Origin of the sequence: Microbacterium sp. J1-1 (assembly GCF_024498615.1) — a bacterium.
GTDB classification, from domain to species: Bacteria; Actinomycetota; Actinomycetes; order Actinomycetales; family Microbacteriaceae; genus Microbacterium; species Microbacterium aurugineum.
This window is the reverse complement of record NZ_CP089590.1, coordinates 3,479,522-3,496,187: the sequence shown is the minus strand read 5'-3', so window position 1 is coordinate 3,496,187 and position 16,666 is coordinate 3,479,522. Positions and strand designations below refer to the sequence as shown.

19 protein-coding genes are annotated in these 16,666 nt (G+C 68.3%); 15 read left to right on the top strand and 4 right to left on the bottom strand.

The features are described 5' to 3' along the window. Positions 1–35 precede the first annotated feature (35 nt). The 4 genes from LRQ07_RS16990 to LRQ07_RS16975 all read left to right on the top strand — a co-directional run bounded on the left by LRQ07_RS16990 (position 36) and on the right by LRQ07_RS16975 (position 2,890). Positions 36–611 carry an isochorismatase family protein gene (locus tag LRQ07_RS16990; protein ID WP_256535299.1) on the top strand — a complete coding sequence of 192 codons (576 nt, stop codon included), beginning with the start codon at positions 36–38 and terminating at the stop codon, positions 609–611. A 156-nt stretch (positions 612–767) separates the two neighbouring features. Further along, entirely contained in the window at positions 768–1,418 is a 651-nt protein-coding gene (locus LRQ07_RS16985) for an MIP/aquaporin family protein (RefSeq protein WP_232763908.1), read from the top strand. 5 nt (positions 1,419–1,423) lie between these two features. Further along, positions 1,424–2,245, top strand: a complete 822-nt coding sequence (locus LRQ07_RS16980) for a sugar nucleotide-binding protein (RefSeq protein ID WP_256535298.1) — start codon at positions 1,424–1,426, stop codon at positions 2,243–2,245. Positions 2,246–2,254: 9 nt separating this feature from the next. After that, positions 2,255–2,890 carry a DUF1684 domain-containing protein gene (locus LRQ07_RS16975; protein WP_232763910.1) on the top strand — a complete coding sequence of 212 codons (636 nt, stop codon included), beginning with the start codon at positions 2,255–2,257 and terminating at the stop codon, positions 2,888–2,890. 20 nt (positions 2,891–2,910) lie between these two features. Here the strand turns inward: LRQ07_RS16975 and LRQ07_RS16970 are convergent, their stop codons facing one another. After that, entirely contained in the window at positions 2,911–3,915 is a 1,005-nt protein-coding gene (locus tag LRQ07_RS16970) for a LacI family DNA-binding transcriptional regulator (RefSeq protein WP_232763911.1), read from the bottom strand. 160 nt (positions 3,916–4,075) lie between these two features. Here LRQ07_RS16970 and LRQ07_RS16965 point away from each other — a divergent pair, with 160 nt between their 5' ends. The 11 genes from LRQ07_RS16965 to LRQ07_RS16915 all read left to right on the top strand — a co-directional run bounded on the left by LRQ07_RS16965 (position 4,076) and on the right by LRQ07_RS16915 (position 14,994). Next, positions 4,076–5,602, top strand: coding sequence for a sugar ABC transporter ATP-binding protein (locus tag LRQ07_RS16965; RefSeq protein WP_256535297.1), 1,527 nt, complete (start codon positions 4,076–4,078; stop codon positions 5,600–5,602). 23 nt (positions 5,603–5,625) lie between these two features. Continuing rightward, on the top strand, positions 5,626–6,618 hold the full coding sequence (locus LRQ07_RS16960) for an ABC transporter permease (protein WP_047524259.1): 993 nt from the start codon (positions 5,626–5,628) through the stop codon (positions 6,616–6,618). Next, positions 6,615–7,670 (top strand): ABC transporter permease, encoded by a 1,056-nt coding sequence (locus LRQ07_RS16955; protein ID WP_256535296.1) that lies wholly within the window; start codon positions 6,615–6,617, stop codon positions 7,668–7,670. The genes LRQ07_RS16960 and LRQ07_RS16955 overlap by 4 nt, the downstream gene beginning before the upstream one ends. A gap of 43 nt (positions 7,671–7,713) precedes the next feature. Next, positions 7,714–8,745: a rhamnose ABC transporter substrate-binding protein gene (gene rhaS / locus LRQ07_RS16950; protein ID WP_047524225.1), complete on the top strand. Its 1,032-nt coding sequence runs from the start codon at positions 7,714–7,716 to the stop codon at positions 8,743–8,745. 57 nt (positions 8,746–8,802) lie between these two features. Beyond that, positions 8,803–9,165 carry an L-rhamnose mutarotase gene (locus tag LRQ07_RS16945; RefSeq protein WP_256535295.1) on the top strand — a complete coding sequence of 121 codons (363 nt, stop codon included), beginning with the start codon at positions 8,803–8,805 and terminating at the stop codon, positions 9,163–9,165. Then, entirely contained in the window at positions 9,162–10,328 is a 1,167-nt protein-coding gene (gene rhaI, locus LRQ07_RS16940; protein ID WP_256535294.1) for an L-rhamnose isomerase, read from the top strand. The genes LRQ07_RS16945 and rhaI overlap by 4 nt, the downstream gene beginning before the upstream one ends. Before the next feature lie 53 nt (positions 10,329–10,381). Further along, positions 10,382–12,418, top strand: a complete 2,037-nt coding sequence (locus LRQ07_RS16935) for a bifunctional aldolase/short-chain dehydrogenase (protein WP_256535293.1) — start codon at positions 10,382–10,384, stop codon at positions 12,416–12,418. Next, complete coding sequence (locus LRQ07_RS16930) at positions 12,415–13,830, top strand: rhamnulokinase (protein ID WP_256535292.1); 1,416 nt, start codon at positions 12,415–12,417, stop codon at positions 13,828–13,830. The genes LRQ07_RS16935 and LRQ07_RS16930 overlap by 4 nt, the downstream gene beginning before the upstream one ends. Positions 13,831–13,987: 157 nt before the next feature. After that, positions 13,988–14,263 carry a hypothetical protein gene (locus LRQ07_RS16925; protein WP_227991843.1) on the top strand — a complete coding sequence of 92 codons (276 nt, stop codon included), beginning with the start codon at positions 13,988–13,990 and terminating at the stop codon, positions 14,261–14,263. A 114-nt stretch (positions 14,264–14,377) separates the two neighbouring features. Next, entirely contained in the window at positions 14,378–14,539 is a 162-nt protein-coding gene (locus LRQ07_RS16920) for a hypothetical protein (protein ID WP_153243117.1), read from the top strand. 296 nt (positions 14,540–14,835) lie between these two features. Continuing rightward, the gene (locus LRQ07_RS16915) at positions 14,836–14,994 is read left to right on the top strand and encodes a hypothetical protein (RefSeq protein WP_256535291.1); all 159 of its coding nucleotides are present in this window, start codon (positions 14,836–14,838) and stop codon (positions 14,992–14,994) included. 174 nt (positions 14,995–15,168) lie between these two features. Here the strand turns inward: LRQ07_RS16915 and LRQ07_RS16910 are convergent, their stop codons facing one another. The 3 genes from LRQ07_RS16910 to LRQ07_RS16900 are packed head-to-tail and all read right to left on the bottom strand — an operon-like array spanning position 15,169 to position 16,660. Further along, positions 15,169–15,885, bottom strand: a complete 717-nt coding sequence (locus tag LRQ07_RS16910; RefSeq protein ID WP_256535290.1) for a hypothetical protein — start codon at positions 15,883–15,885, stop codon at positions 15,169–15,171. Continuing rightward, entirely contained in the window at positions 15,882–16,169 is a 288-nt protein-coding gene (locus LRQ07_RS16905) for a hypothetical protein (protein WP_256535289.1), read from the bottom strand. Before LRQ07_RS16905 ends, LRQ07_RS16910 begins: the two co-directional genes overlap by 4 nt. Then, entirely contained in the window at positions 16,166–16,660 is a 495-nt protein-coding gene (locus LRQ07_RS16900) for a helix-turn-helix domain-containing protein (RefSeq protein WP_256535288.1), read from the bottom strand. Before LRQ07_RS16900 ends, LRQ07_RS16905 begins: the two co-directional genes overlap by 4 nt. Positions 16,661–16,666: the final 6 nt, after the last annotated feature.

The window sequence follows — 16,666 nt, the reverse complement described above, 5'->3', positions numbered from 1 at the left end:
TGGCGCGGGGGCGGATCCCGGCAAGCATGGGGCGCATGGCCTCTTCCGACACCGTCCTGCTCGTCATCGACGCGCAGGAGTCTTTCCGTGCTCGTGCCGATGACTGGGCGGCGACCGCCAACCCCGCCGTGCTCGACAACATCGCCCTCTTGGTCGCTGACGCCCGCGAGCGTGGCGAGCGGGTGGTGTGGATCACGCATTCCGAGCCCGGCTCCGGCGGTGTGTTCGACCCCGCGCAGGGGTTCGTGCGCGTGATCGATGAGCTCGGTCCCCTCGACTCGGAGGATGCGGTCACCAAGACCACGATCAACGCCTTCCTCTCGACGGACCTCGACGACCGGTTGCGGAGCGCCGGCGTGCGACGGGTCGTCACCTGCGGCATCCGGACCGAGCAGTGCTGCGAGACGACCGCTCGTGCGGCCGCTGATCTCGGCTACGAGGTGGACTTCGTGACGGACGCGACGACCACCTCCGCGATCCCGGCCGCGGGGCCGTTGGCCGCGGTCTCGGGCGAGGACATCATGCGCCGCACCGAGAGCATCCTCGCCGCTCGCGGATTCGCGACGATCATCCGCACCAGCGATCGCGCGGGGAACGTCTCGGCCCACTAACGCTCCAGTTCAGCGAATTCACAGGATTCCCGCGCGGCATCCCGTTCTCCGGCGGGCGGCGGCGATAGCGTCAGTGCCGCGCGAGGGGTTGTCGGTCGTGTGCGCGGCCGAACGGGTGGTTCCCCCTCCCTCGAATCCCAAGAAAAGGGCTCTCTCATGACCGGTACGGCACGCAAGGCACTCGCAGAAGCAGTCGCCACCTTCCTCTTCGTCCTCGCCATCATCGCGGCGGTGAACAGCGGCAGCCCGCTGACTCCGCTCGCGATCGGGTTCACGCTGATGGTGCTCATCTTCTCGACGGGGCACATCTCGGGTGCTCATCTCAACCCGGCCGTCTCGGTCGGCGTCTTCCTGCGCGGCGGACTGAGCGTCGTGGACTTCATCGCGTACCTCATCGCCCAGTTCGTCGGTGGTGCCCTGGCTGCGCTCGTCAGCATGGCCGTCTGGCCGGCCGGGGACGAGGCGATGGTCATCGAGGTCGGCCCGGCGTTCTTCGTGGAAGCCCTCTTCACGTTGATCCTCGTCTGGGTCGTGCTCAACACAGCGACCTCCAAGGACACGGCCGGCAACTCCTTCTACGGTCTGGCGATCGGTGGGACCGTGTTCGTCGGCGCGGCGACCGTCGGCTCGATCTCTGGAGGTGGGTTCAACCCCGCCGTCGCGCTCGGGCTCTCGGTGAGCGGTCACTTCGACTGGAGCTCCCTCTGGCTGTACATCGTCGCGCCGGTCGCGGGTGCCGTGATCGCGGCGATCCTGTTCCGCGTGCTCAACGCGGATGACGCCAAGAAGATCGCCGTAGCCGCGTAATCCTCGTGACCCCGGTACCTCGTCGCACGCTCCTCGTCGGGTACGGGAAGCTCGGCGCGCGACTCGCCGCACGTCTCCTCGCCGACGACGGCGAGGTCTTCGCCCTGCGACGGAGCACCGGTTCCCTGCAGGCGGGCGTGATCGGATTCTCCGCCGATCCGTCCCATCCGCTCGACTCGCCCCTTCCGGTCGTCGACGCGATGGTGATCACGCTGCCCCCGAGCGGCGTGAGCTCGGGGTACCGCACCGCGTTGACGAATCTGAGGGCCGCGCTGCCCGTGCTGCCGGCGCGCACTGTGTTCGTGTCGTCGACGGGAGTGTTCGAGGGAGCTGCGGCCGACCATCCGTTGACCGAACAGGATGTCCCCGCACCGACGAGCGCGCGATCGCAGGAGCTGTACGACGGTGAGCAGGCGGCCGTGGCGCTGTTCTCCGCCGTGATCGTGCGCCCCGCGGGGATCTACGGGCCCGGTCGGGAGTTCCTTCTGCGGAAGGTGCGCGAGGGCGCTGCCGTCGACCACGCCCGGCGCACGAATCGGATCCATGAGGTCGATCTGGTGCGGACGCTCGATCTGCTGGTGCGGATGGAGGATCCCCCACCGCTCCTGCACGCGGTGGACGAGCGGCCCGCACCTCTCGCGGAGGTCGTCGCGTTCATCGCCGGGAAGCTGGGCGTGGACGTGCCGCCGGACGTGGCGTCCGGCGGTCCGAGCGGGGTCGTCTATGACGGGACGCTGCTGCGATCCGTGCTGGGCCGCCTCGAGTACCCGACCTTCGAAGCGGGATACGCCGAGATGATCGCCGAGGACTCGATGCCGCGCCCGTAGCCTGGGGGGATGACGAACACACTCGCACGGACGGCTGCCGAGGTCGTCGACTGGCGCCGCCGCGTCTTCGCTCTCTACGCCGCCGTGCGTCTCTCCGATTCGCCGGAGGACGCACATGAGCTGTGGCGGATCGAACGGGATGAGCTGATGCTGCATCATCCGGCGACGCCGCTGCGCGCCGAGGATCGTTCTGCGTTCGAGGGGTTGCCGATCGCCTCGTACGACCCGGAGTGGCGCTTCGAGTTGCCGGTCCTCCCCGCCGACCCCGGCGGCTTCGACTTCGCGACCGGCACCGACGGCGTCGTGCCCTTTGAGCGCGTGGGTCGCGTCGAGATCCCGGACGCCGGATCACTCGACGTCTGGCGGCTCATGTCCTATGGCGGTGGGCTGTTCATCCCGGTGCGCGACGCCCTCGCGGGGCGCCCGGGCGGCACCTACGGCGGTGGCCGCTATCTGATCGACACGATCAAGGGCGCCGACCTCGGATCGGATGCCGCGAGCGGGACGATCGTGCTCGACTTCAACTTCGCCTACAACCCGTCCTGCGCCTATGACCCCGCCTGGGCCTGCCCGCTCGCGCAACCCGGCAACGTGATGGCGGTGCCGATCCCGGTGGGGGAGATGTACGGGGTCGACAGCACCTGATCTCTCGCTTCGGACGTCGCTCAGACCTGTCGCGCGGTCGACTCGCGCACGACGAGCTCCGGCTGGAACACCACGCGCTCGGGATCGGACTTCCCACCCGCCTCGCGCAGCATCAGGTCGACGGCCGTGTAGCCGATGAGCTCGGCGGGCTGGCGGATCGACGAGAGCGGGACGACGGCCGCCGTGGCGAAGTCGATGTCGTCGTATCCGATCAGGGCGATCTCGTCGGGGACCCGGATGCTGTTCCGCATCATGAGCGCCTGCAGCACGCCCATCGCGAGCAGGTCGTTCGCGGCGAAAACGGCATCGGGACGGTCCTCCGGGGCACGGGCGCTGAGGGCGTCGCCCGCGGCACGACCGGCGAGCACGCTCAGGGAATCGGTCAGGATGACTTCGAGCGAGACTCCGGCCTCGTTGGCCGCTCGGCTGGCTCCCTCGAGACGGTCGACCACCTGGCGGATGCCCATCGGCCCGCCGACGAAGGCGATGCGTCGTCGCCCCTGGGCCGCGAGGTGCTGCACGGCGAGGTAGCCGCCGCCGACATCGTCGACCGAGACCGACGAGAAGCTCTCGTCGGCGACTTCGCGGTCGACGAGCACCACGGTCGTGCCTCGGTCACGCAGGCGGCGCAGACGCGGGAGGTCGTCGGCGAGGGGGGAGATGAGGAGACCGGCGATGCGCTGCTCTTCGAACAGGTCGATATAGGCACGCTCGCGCTCCGCCTTCTCATCGCTGTTGCCGAGCATGACCGTCATCCTGGCCTCGGCCGCTCGCTCCTCCGCGCCCCGGGCGATGTCGGTGAAGAAGGGGTTGCGCACATCGAGCACGACGAGGCCGATCGAGCGGCTGTGGCCTGCTCTGAGCTGCCGGGCCGCATCGTTGCGCACGAAGCCGAGCTTCTCGATGGCGGCCGTGACGCGTTCCACCGTGGCGGGGGAGACCTTGTCCGGATGGTTCAGCACATTCGAGACGGTCCCGACGGAGACGGATGCGGCGAGAGCGACATCTCGAACACTGACGACCACGGCGTCTTCCTTCCCGCGGGACCGCGAAACCTGTTCCTGAAACGTACCATCGACCATCGCATGACTTGACAGCAGGTCGCCGAGGGTCGTAACTTACAGATGCGCCATCCTTTAAAACGATTCAATCCGCAGGGATGATCCTGCAGTTTAGGTCCGATCAATGACGATTCCCTCTGGGGCTCCCGGCTCTCCGCCGGCGCTCGAACTCCGCGACATCCGAAAGTCTTTCGGTGCGGTGGTCGCTCTCCGTTCCGGGACTCTCTCCGTCGACGGCGGATCCATCCACGCGTTGGTCGGCGAGAACGGTGCGGGCAAGTCGACCCTCGTGAAGATCGTCGCAGGGCTCTACCAGCGCGACGACGGGATCTTCCGTTTCCATGGCGAAGACGTGGACTTCACATCGACCGCGCAGTCCAAGAGCGCGGGCGTCGCCGTGATCTACCAGGAGCCGACGCTCTTCCCCGACCTGTCCGTCACCGAGAACATCTTCATGGGTCGTCAGCCCACGGGGCGCTTCGGGCGCATCGACCGCAGGGCCATGCGGCACGAGGTCGAGCGCCTCTTCACTCGACTCGGCGTGACGATCGATCCCGACCGTCCGGCAGAAGGTCTGTCGATCGCCGACCAGCAGGTCATCGAGATCGCCAAGGCCGTCTCCCTCGACGCGAGTCTGCTCGTCATGGATGAGCCCACGGCCGCGCTGTCCGGTGTCGAGGTCGAGCGCCTCTTCACGATCGCGCGCAGTCTCCGCGACGAGGGCCGCGCGCTCATCTTCATCTCGCACCGCTTCGACGAGGTGTTCGCGCTCTGCGACACCGTCACGGTCATGCGCGACGGTGCCTACATCGCCACCAGCGCGATCGCCGACACCTCGGTCGAGGAGATCGTGCAGCAGATGGTCGGCCGCGAGGTGACCGAGTTGTTTCCCAAGCAGGAGACCACCGTCGGCGCCCCGCTGCTCGAGGTCGAGAACCTCACCAGCCCCGGTGTCTTCCACGACATCTCCTTCACCGTGCGCGCAGGGGAGATCGTGGGCCTGGCCGGTCTGGTCGGCGCGGGGCGCAGCGAGGTGGCTCGTGCCGTCTTCGGGGTCGACCCCTACCGCGAGGGCGCCGTCACGATGCAGGGCGTGCCCATCCCGCGTGGTCGTCCCACCGACGCCATGCGCGCCGGCCTCGCGCTCGTGCCGGAAGACCGCCGCAAGCAAGGTCTCGTGATCGAATCGGGCGTCGGCAGCAACATCACCCTCTCGATCCGCCGCCAGCTCGCGAAGCTGGGGTTCCTCACCACCGGAATGGAGAACCGTGCCGCCCGGGAGTGGGCGACCAGGCTCGAGGTCAAGACGCACGCCCTCGACACCGTCGCCGCCACACTCTCCGGCGGCAATCAGCAGAAGGTCGTCCTCGCGAAGTGGCTCGCCACGCAGCCGAAGGTCCTCATCATCGACGAACCCACCCGTGGGATCGACGTCGGCACCAAATCCGAGGTGCACCGGCTGCTCTCCGAGCTCGCAGGGCAGGGCATCGGAATCCTCATGATCTCGTCCGAGCTTCCGGAGGTGCTGGGAATGGCCGACCGCGTCCTCGTCATGCGCGAGGGGCGGATCACCGCAGAGATCGCCCGCTCGGAGGCCACTTCCGAGAACGTCATGTACGCCGCGACGCACGCATCGGAGCTCTCCTCGTGACCACCGCAATCCCCGTCTCCTCGATGACGAAGAGGCTCTCCGCGCTCGGCCGGGCGCGGGAGTTCGGAATCCTCCTCGCCCTCGCGCTCGTGATCGTGGCCGCCACGACGAACAACTCGAACTTCCTGTTCAGCCCTGACGGGTGGCGCGACCTGCTGCTCACGCCGTCGATCCTCGTGCTCGTCGCGGTCGGGCAGGCGATCGTCCTCATCACGCGCAACGTCGACCTCTCGGTCGGCTCGGTCATGGGACTCACCGCCTACCTCACCGGTCGCCTGTTCATCGACGTCCCCGGCATTCCGATCGTGATCGTCGTGGTGGCCGCGGTCGTGTTCGGCGCCCTCCTCGGACTCATCAACGGCGCCCTGGTCGCCTTTGCCAAGGTGCCGGCGATGGTGATCACCCTCGGCACGCTCTACGCCTACCGCGGCATCAACGTGCTGTGGACCGGAAGTGACCGGGTGAACGCTTCGGACATGCCGAAGGACTTCTTGGCGCTCGGCACGGGGCAGCTCGTCGGCATCCCGATCCTCACGATCGTGGCCCTCATCGTCCTGGCCGCGGCCGCCTGGTACATGAAGAACACACGCGGTGGCCGCGAGTACTACGCGATCGGCTCGGATCCGGCAGCAGCGGAGTTGTACGGCCTCCGCGTCACGCGCCGCGTGCTGACCGCCTTCGTCGTGTCCGGTGCTCTCGCGGGTCTCGCCGGAGTGTTCTACGCCGCCCGCTACGGCACCATCAACTCGCAGGCCGGAGCCGGGTGGGAGCTCGATGCGGTCGGGGCGGCCGTGATCGGTGGCGTCGCGATCACGGGCGGCATCGGCTCGGTGTGGGGCGCGGCGATCGGTGCGGTGCTCCTGCTCACGATCAACCGGGCTCTTCCCATCCTCGGCATCCCCGACTTCTGGCAGCGCGCCGTCGTCGGCCTCCTGATCATCGGCGCGATCGTGCTCGACCGCGTCCTCGCCGTCCGGCAGAAACGACGGCTCATCGAAGCGAGGGACCAGTCATGACCGCCGCGACCACGACGACCACGACCACCCGGATCATCCGAGACTTCGACAAGCCGCTCTGGCGTCGTGTCCTCCTCACCAGGGAGATGGCGATCGTCGCCCTGCTCCTCTTCGTCGTCATCATCTCCGCGAGCACGGTCCGCGGCTTCGGTCAGCCGATCACGCTCACCTACCTGCTCCTCGACATCGCCCCGATCCTGTTGATCGCCCTTCCGATGACGCTCGTGATGATCACCGGCGAGATCGACCTGTCGGTGGGCAGCATGGTCGGCCTCTCCAGCGTCGTCACCGGCGCGTTGGTCCAGGGTGGGATCCCCTTCGAAGTCGCGGCCCTCGCTGCGCTGCTCGTGGGTCTGGTCGGCGGAGCCTTCAACGGGTTCCTCGTGACCGTAGTCGGGCTGCCGTCGCTCGCCGTCACGATCGGAACGCTCGCTCTGTTCCGCGGCCTCGCGGTCGGCATCCTCGGCACGGCGGCGGTCACCGAGTTCCCGGAGTTCTGGACCGACCTCGCCAAGGCGAAGATCGCGGGCACGACGGTTCCGGTGGTCATGATCCCGTTCCTGATCCTGCTGGTGGCGTTCATCCTGTTGCTGCACTACACGCCTTTCGGACGTGGCGTGTACGCGATCGGCCTGGCGAAGGATGCCGCTCGATTCTCCGGCGTGCACGTGGAGCGGACGAAGTTCATCCTCTTCGCGCTCTCCGGACTGGTCGCCGCGTTCGCCGGGGTGTTCTACACGCTCCGCTACGGCAGCGCCCGCGGTGACAACGCCACCGGCCTGGAGCTGCAGGTGATCGCCGCGGTCGTCCTCGGCGGTGTGTCGGTGTTCGGCGGGCGGGGCAAGATCTATGGGGTCGTCGCCGCCGCGCTCCTCATCGGCTCGCTGGCCAGTGCGCTGCGTCTGATGAACGTGACCTCCGATGTGATCAACATCATCACCGGCGCCCTGCTGATCGTCTCGGTCGTGGCCGCGAGCTTCCTCGCCTGGCTGCAGAAGGCCCGGCGCAGACCAGGGCGTTCGACCACCGGCGCCACCTCCACAGCTTCATGACGCCGACGCCGCACTCGCGGCACCCCACGAAAGGAACAGAACAATGATGTTTGCACGCAAGCGTGTGACCGCGGTCGCCGCCCTCGCGGTGGCCGCAGCGGTCGCCCTCTCCGGATGCGCGAGCACCGGCGGTGACGACGGCGGCGACAGCGGCGGCGACGGCAACCTCGCCATCACCTTCCTGCCCAAGAACCTCGGAAACCCCTACTTCGACACGTCGAGCAAGGGTGGCAAGGCGGCCGTCGAGGAGTTCGGCGGCACCTTCGCTGAGGTCGGACCGGCCGAGGCCACTCCCGACGCACAGGTCAGCTACATCAACACGGCCACCCAGCAGGGCGTCGGAGCGCTCGTCGTCTCGGCGAACGATCCGAAGGCGATCTGCGACGCGCTGAACGAGGCACGCGACGCCGGCGTGAAGGTCGTCACCTTCGACTCCGACACCAACCCGGAGTGCCGCGATGTCTTCATCAACCAGGCGGACTCCGAGGGCATCGCGAAGGTCCAGGTCGACCAGATCGCCGAGCAGATCGGCGGCGCCGGAGAGATCGCGATCCTCTCCGCCTCGGCGAACGCGACGAACCAGAACGCCTGGATCGACCTGATGGAGGACTACCTCGCCAGCGACTACCCCGACATCACCCTCGTCGAGACCGTCTATGGTGACGACGACGACCAGACGTCGTTCGACAAGACCGCGGCGCTGCTGCAGACGCACCCCGATTTGAAGGGGATCATCTCGCCCACGACCGTCGGCATCGCTGCGGCGGCTCGCTACCTGTCCACCTCGGACTACAAGGGCAAGGTCTCGCTGACCGGTCTCGGCACCCCGAACCAGATGCGCGAGTACGTCGAGGACGGCACTGTCACGTCGTTCGCGCTGTGGAACCCGGAAGACCTCGGCTATCTGGCGGCCTTCGCGGCCCAGGCGCTCATCGAGGGCGACATCACGGGTGAGAAGGGTGACACCTTCACCGCAGGCGACCTCGGCGAGTACACGGTCGGAGACGACGGCGTCGTGCTGCTCGGCGACCCGTTCGTGTTCGACGCCGACAACATCGGTGAGTTCGACTTCTGATGATCATCGAACGCCCGGTCGGCAGGGTGTCGACCGGGCGTTCACAGAAAGGCAGGGATGATGCGCGTGTGCGTGAAGCTCCAGGTGCGACCCGAGCTTCTGGAGGAGTATCGCGAGCGTCATGCGCCCGTGTGGCCGGAGATGCTCGCCGAGATCGCGGCGGCCGGACGCCGCAACTACTCGCTCTTCCTCGCGCCCGACGGTGAACTCATCGGGTACTACGAGACCGACGACGACGACGCGGCTCAGGCGTATCTCGCCGCGTCGCCCATCGCCGCCCGGTGGGAGGCCGAGATGGCCCGGTTCTTCGTCGGTCTCGACGGCAGGCCGGACCAGGCCGCTCCCACACTTCCCGAGGTGTTCCACCTCGAGGACCAGCTCCCCACCTCCGGTCTCCAGAACGAAAGCAGTGCATCGTGAGTATCCTCTCCCCTGAAAGCCTCGCCGTCCTCGAGAAGCAGGGCATCGAGCTTCCCAGCTGGGCATTCGGCAACTCCGGTACCCGGTTCAAGGTCTTCGGCACCCCCGGAACCCCGCGTGACCCCTGGGAGAAGATCGCCGATGCCGCGCAGGTCAACCAGTACACGGCACTCGCCCCGACCGTCGCGCTGCACATTCCGTGGGACGTGGTCGACTCGTACTCCGACCTGCGCACGTATGCCGAGGACCTGGGCGTGGCGCTCGGCACCGTCAACTCGAACACCTTCCAGGACGACGATTACAAGTTCGGCGCCCTCACGCACGAGGACGCCGCGATCCGTCGGAAGGCGATCGACCACCACCTGGCCTGCATCGACGTGATGGATGCGACCGGGAGCCGCGATCTCAAGATCTGGCTCGCGGAGGGGTCGAACTACCCCGGCCAGGCCGACTTGCGCGGGCGCCAGGATCGACTGCAGGATTCGCTGCAGAAGATCTACGATCGTCTCGGAGAAGACCAGCGGCTCGTGCTCGAGTACAAGTTCTTCGAGCCTGCGTTCTACCACACCGATGTTCCGGACTGGGGCACGTCGTACGCCCAGGTGAGCGCCCTCGGCGACAAGGCGATGGTGTGCCTCGACACCGGGCATCACGCCCCCGGCACGAACATCGAGTTCATCGTGATGCAGCTGCTGCGTCTCGGCAAGCTCGGGTCGTTCGACTTCAACTCGCGCTTCTACGCCGACGACGACCTGATCGTGGGCGCGGCCGACCCGTTCCAGCTCTTCCGCATCCTCTTCGAGGTCGTGCGCGGCGGCGGTCTGAACAACCCGGACGTGGCGTTCATGCTCGACCAGTGCCACAACGTCGAGGACAAGATCCCCGGTCAGATCCGCTCGGTGCTCAATGTGCAGGAGATGACCGCACGCGCGCTGCTCGTCGACCGGGAGGCGTTGACCGCCGCGCAGAAGTCGGGCGACGTGCTGGCCGCGAACGCCGTGTTCATGGATGCGTTCTACACCGACGTGCGCCCTGCCCTGGCCGACTGGCGGGAGTCCCGCGGGCTCGCCGCCGACCCGATGGCCGCCTACCTCGCCTCGGGATACCCGCAGAAGATCGCGGCCGACCGTGTGGGCGGCGTCCAGGCCGGCTGGGGCGCCTGAGCTCCGGCCTTCGACCCTTCGATCTTCGACCCTTCTCCCAAGGAACGACTCACATGACGAATCCGACCGCCTCCGAACTCCTCGCGCGGAGCAACCGCCTCGGCGCCGATCCGAAGAACACGAACTATGCCGGCGGCAACACGTCCGCGAAGGGCAACGGGATCGATCCCGTGACCGGGCAGCCCGTCGAACTGCTGTGGGTGAAGGGCTCAGGCGGTGACCTGGGCACGCTCACCGAGAACGGCCTCGCGGTGCTGCGCCTGGACCGGATGCGTGCGCTCGTCGACGTGTACCCGGGCGTCGATCGTGAAGACGAGATGGTGGCCGCATTCGACTACTGCCTGCACGGCAAGGGCGGAGCCGCTCCCTCGATCGACACCGCCATGCACGGCCTCGTCGACGCCGCGCACGTGGACCATCTGCACCCCGACTCCGGCATCGCGATCGCGACGGCCGCCGACGGTGAAGCGCTGACCCGGACGATCTTCGGGGAGAAGGTCGTCTGGGTGCCCTGGCGTCGCCCCGGCTTCCAGCTCGGCCTCGACATCGCCGAGATCAAGGCGGCGAACCCGCAGGCGATCGGATGCATCCTCGGCGGGCACGGCATCACGGCGTGGGGCGACACCTCCGACGAGGCCGAGGTGAACTCGCTGTGGATCATCGACACCGCCGCCTCGTACATCGCGGAGAACGGCGAGGCCGATCCGTTCGGCGGGGTCCGCTCCGGTTTCGAGCCTCTGCCCGAGGGAGAGCGTCGTGAACGCGCCGCCGCGTTCGCCGGGACGATCCGTGGGATCGCCTCGACGGACCGTCCGATGGTGGGCCACTTCACCGATGCCCCGGAGGTGCTCGAGTTCCTCGCCTCCGAGAAGGCGCCGTCCCTCGCCGCGCTGGGCACGAGCTGCCCCGATCACTTCCTGCGCACCAAGGTCAAGCCGCTCCTCCTCGACCTGCCGATCACGGCGTCCGTTGAGGAGCAGATCGCCCGTCTGCATGTGCTTCACACGGAGTACCGCGCCGACTACCAGGCGTATTACGACGCGCACGCGACGGCCGATTCTCCGCCGATCCGCGGTGCCGATCCGCTCATCGTGCTCGTCCCCGGTGTGGGCATGTTCTCGTACGGGGCGAACAAGCAGACCGCTCGCGTGGCCGGGGAGTTCTACGTCAACGCGATCAACGTCATGCGCGGCGCCGAAGCGCTGTCGACGTACTCCCCCATCTCGGATGCCGAGAAGTTCCGCATCGAGTACTGGGCGCTCGAAGAGGCCAAACTGCAGCGGATGCCGAAGCCGAAGTCACATCAGGGCCGCATCGCCTTCGTCACCGGCGCCGCCTCCGGGATCGGCAAGGCCATCGCCACCCGCCTCGCGGCTGAAGGTGCGTGTGTCGTCATCGCCGACCTCGACCTCGCCAAGGCCCAGGCTGCTGCGGCCGAGCTCGGGAGCACCGATGTCGCGATCGGCGTCGCCGCGAACGTCGCCGACGCCGACGCGATCCAGGCTGCGCTGAACGATGCGGTGCTCGCGTTCGGCGGCGTCGACCTCGTCGTCAACAACGCCGGACTATCGCTCTCGAAACCTCTGCTGGAGACGACCGAGAAGGACTGGGATCTCCAGCACGATGTCATGGCGAAGGGTTCTTTCCTTGTGTCGAAGGCCGCCGCGCGCGTGCTCATCGATCAGAAGCTCGGTGGCGACATCGTTTACATCTCGTCGAAGAACTCGGTCTTCGCCGGCCCGAACAACATCGCCTACTCCGCCACGAAGGCCGACCAGGCCCATCAGGTCCGCCTGCTCGCGGTCGAGCTCGGCGAGTACGGGATCCGTGTGAACGGGATCAACCCCGACGGCGTCGTGCGTGGCTCGGGCATCTTCGCCTCCGGGTGGGGCGCGAATCGCGCCGCGACCTACGGCGTCGCCGAAGAGGACCTCGGCCAGTTCTATGCGAACCGCACGATCCTCAAGCGCGAGGTCGTCCCCGAGAACGTCGCGGACGCGGTCTACGTGCTCACCGGCCCGGAGCTCAGTCGCACCACGGGTCTGCACATCCCCGTCGACTCCGGCGTCGCCGCGGCGTTCCTGCGATGAGCGTGCGCGCCGTCGCGGCCGTCGATCTCGGTGCGACCAGCGGCCGGGTCATGATCGGTCGCGTCGGCGACGGCAGGCTCGACCTCGAGCTCGTCTCGCGGTTCCCCCACGGACCCGTCGAGCGCGCCGACGGGCTGCACTGGGATTTCGGCGCCCTTTACGAGAACGTGCTCGAGGGGTTGGCGGAGGCCGTGCGACGTGAGCCGGCGATCGAGAGCATCGGCATCGACTCGTGGGCTGTGGACTACGGCCTGATCGCGGGCGGGGAGCTTCTCGCCGAGCCCTTCCACTACCGCGATGAGCGCACCGCGCGCGGCGTCGGCGAGGTGCACGGGGTCGTCCCGTTCTCCGAGCTCTACACACGCAACGGACTGCAGTTCCTGCCCTTCAACACGCTCTACCAGTACCGGATCGACGAGAGGGCCGCGGATGCCGACACGGCGCTCCTCATCCCCGACCTGATCGCGTTCCTGCTCACAGGTGTTCGCGCCGCCGAGCGCACGAACGCCTCGACGACCGGGCTGCTCAGAATGGGTGACGGCGAGTGGGACGTCGACCTCGCAACGCGCATCGGCATCCCGACCCGCGTCCTGCCTCCGCTTCTCGACCCCGGCGCGCTGATCGGATCGCTCCGCCCGGAACTCGCCGAGCGGATCGGCAGGACCCTCCCCGTGATCGCGGTCGGCTCACACGACACCGCCTCTGCCGTGGTCGCGGTCCCGCTGAGCTCGCCGTCCGCCGCTTACATCTCGTGCGGCACGTGGGGCCTCGTCGGTCTGGAGCTGACCGAGCCCGTGCTGACGGAGGCCGCGCGCAAGGCGAACTTCACTCACGAGCGCGGCGTCGACGGTCGATACCGCTTCCTGCACAACGTCACCGGCCTGTGGCTGCTGAGCGAGAGCGTGCGCGCGTGGGAGGCGGAGGATGGTGCCTCAGTAGACCTGTCGGAGCTGCTCGTGGGGGCGTCCGCGGTCTCGCAGGAGGTGCCGCTCTTCGATGCGAACGCCCCGTCCCTCAGCGCGCCCGGTGACATGCCGTCTCGCATCGCCGCGCTGATCCGAGAGGCGGGGGCGGCTGTCCCCGCGAGTCGTGCAGTGTTCGCGCGCAGCATTGTGGAGAGCATCGCCGCGGCGTTCGCCGAGACGGTTCGGACGGCGTCCACACTGTCGGGGCGAGAGGTCGACGTGATCCATCTCGTGGGGGGCGGATCACTCAACGCGCTTCTGTGCCAGGCGACGGCCGACCGTGCCGGCCTCCCCGTGCTGGCCGGCCCCGTCGAGGCGACCGCGCTCGGGAACGTGCTCGTGCAGTGGCGGGCTCTGGAGGGCGTGGACATCGAGCTGGAAGAGCTGCGCGCGCTGGTCGCCGCGACCCATCCGGTCCGCAGGTTCGACCCGGTCGTCCGCGCTTGAGGACCAGCCCGGCGGATCCTAAAATGAGGGTGAATTCCGGCGGGCTGAAGGGCGCCCGTCGACCCATCGGGCAGGGTTCCGATCCCTGGTCGCAGGGTCGTGCGTTCCTCTCGGTCACCGCCTTTGGCTGATTGATTGGAGTGTTGCGATGTTTACGATGCCCGATCCCCGATTCGAGCTCCGCAAGATCACCGAGACCGAGTGGTTGATCCTCGACCACCGCTACGAGTCGAACGATTCCCGGCGCACCGTCGCGTGCGTGTACCAGTTGGATGCGGTCGAGGTGGACGTGCTGTGGCTGCGAGACCTTCCGCTCGCCACCTCGTACATGTCGGCGGCCGACGTGCTGGAAGACGTCCAGCGCTTCCACGCCCCTGCGCGCGACCGCAGGCCGGTGGCGATCCCGCACCGGCCGCCGCTCGCCACCGCCTGAGCACGGCCTGGCGAGGCGGATTGTCGCGCCTCGCCAGGCCGCGTGTCAACGGGGAGTCGGCGACGGCCTGCGAGAGCGAGACTGGCGTCACCGCCGATGCGATTGGAGACTGCGATGTCAGACCCGCAGATGTACCCGGACGAGGAGCGCGAAGTCGAGGCCGAAGGCATCGACCCGGACATCCCCTCGACCGACGACGATCGAGTCGTTCCCGAGGATGAGGAAGATCAGGAGCGCGACGAGGACGACGACATCGATCTCGCTGACCTGCCGTAGCGGTCGAGGGTTCGACGTCCGGAGTCGCTCTGGAAGTCACAAGTGGAGGGGCTGACGGGAATCGAACCCGCGCTGTCTGCTTGGGAAGCAGGGAGCGTGTTGTGCGTGACCCGCGGAATCACGGGTCTGGCTGGGTTGATCGTGGTGTCTAGTGGTGCCGAGTTGTGGCACGTGATGGCCCCTAGTGGCACGAATCTGGCATGGAATCGCCTCCTGATCGACGCGCATTGCGCCCTCTAGAACGTAGGGGGTGCCAAAGTGGGAATCCCCGACCGGACTGGCGAAAGAGGCACAGCATGGGATTCAAGGACGCCGCCCTCCCGTTGAAGGAGCAGGCTCTTGCGAAACGGATCGTTGACGGCTTCGCGGCCGCACTCGCGGAGGACAGGCTGATCAGAGCCGGTGACCTGCCGGAGACGTGGACGCCGGAGAGGATCGCGAGCGCCCAGAAGTAGGCGATGGTTCGGCGGGCAATAGAGCCCGCCGAGCGCGTCGGAGCGCTCCGACATGGGTTTCGGGTCGTCGCTCCAGCGTGTTCCTACATGGGGTTGCGTCTGGTGGCGAGCAGACACGAAGAGGGGCGGTCCGGTTCCACCACCCGGACCGCCCCAGTCTGTGGGGTGAACCACCTATGCGCTGGCGCGCTCCAGGTCCTCCAGCATGTAGCGGATGCCGTTGTCCGAGCCGGGCACGTCGATGTGCACCCGGTCCCCGTCCATCAGGAGCCGGTACCCGTCCGGGTCCGCCCGGTGCAGGAGGCCCAGTGATTCCTGGGTGGCCTCGCCGTGCTCCTCCAGGTCCCCGAGGACCGCACGCCACGCGGCGGGTTCAGCGGCCGCACGCTCCTCCTCAGCGACCGCGAGGGCGGCGGGGTCTACCTGGGTGAGGCGGTTCCAGATCAGGCCCTCGTAGGCGGCGATGAGCCGGTCCCGGTCGTCGTGCACCAGCAGGTGCGGCATGACCTCCAGGTCGTCCAGGATGGCCGCCAGACGGGTGCGGTCCGCGGCCGCGATCACGTCCTGGAGGCGCATTCCGGGCTCCCGCTCGAAGCCCTGGGACGGGTCCTGCTCGGCGTAGACGAGGGCGCGGACCTTCTCCCGCTCCCGGCTGAGGGTGGCGTGGTCGTCCGCCGTGCTGGGGCGGAGCGTGTCCAGCACGGTGCCGCGGTCCGGCATCGTGGGCTCCGCGGGCATGGCGGCGTGCAGGGTGGCGCGGATGCTGGCGACTTCCGCGCTCTGGTAGGCGCGGAGGCCGTCGAGCGTCAGGTGCGGGTCCTGGTGACTCCAGGCGGCGGCGAGCGCCTGGCGGGCGCGCACAGCGGTGGTGGTGAGGTCGGTACGGGTCATCGTGATTCTCCTTCGTGGTGGTTCCCGCTGGTGCGGGCTTCATGGGACGCCCGGAGGCGGCTGGTCAGGTCGTCGACGGCGGCGGTGGCGCGGGCGGCTTCGTTGCGGTGAGCGGCGGCCTCCGCGCAGAGCGCCCCCACGTACGCCTGGATGGCGTCCCGCTGTTGAGCGGGCAGGAGACGCACCGTGCGCTCGTAGGCGGGGCTGGTGTGCCTCTTGCGGGCGCTGGCCCGCTGAAGGGGCGTCTGAGGTTGGCGAGGGGGCACGTACACCACGGCGCTCACTCCCCGAGCACCAGGCGGTCGAGGAGTGCCCCGACCTGCTCGAAGCCGCCGGTCTTGGCATCGTCCAGCCCGAGGAGGCGTGCGCGCCGCTCCATGATCCGGAGCACGCGGTCCACCGCATACCCGTCCCCGGCGAGGGCCAGACGCATCTGCGGGGCCAGGATCGCGTCCAGCCGCTCCAGTTCCATCGCGCGGATGGCGGCCACGTCCTCCTCGGGGATGGCCTGGATGGCCTCCCTGATCCAGGTGCTCACCGTGCGGGGGTGAACGCCCAGGTGTTGGGCGATGGTGGCCGTCGAGACGCCGTTGCGGCGGAGAGCGAACGCCTCGGCGCGGCGGGTGGCGCGCTCGATGCGCTTGGACGTGCGTCGACGCCGCGGGGTGTCCCCGAGGGCGTACTCGGTCAGGTCAACGTCCTGGGGCAGGGCGGGCACGTCGGGAGTCGGCAACGCCGGGACCTCCAGGTGTGCGATGGGGGCGGTGGTGATCATCGTGTG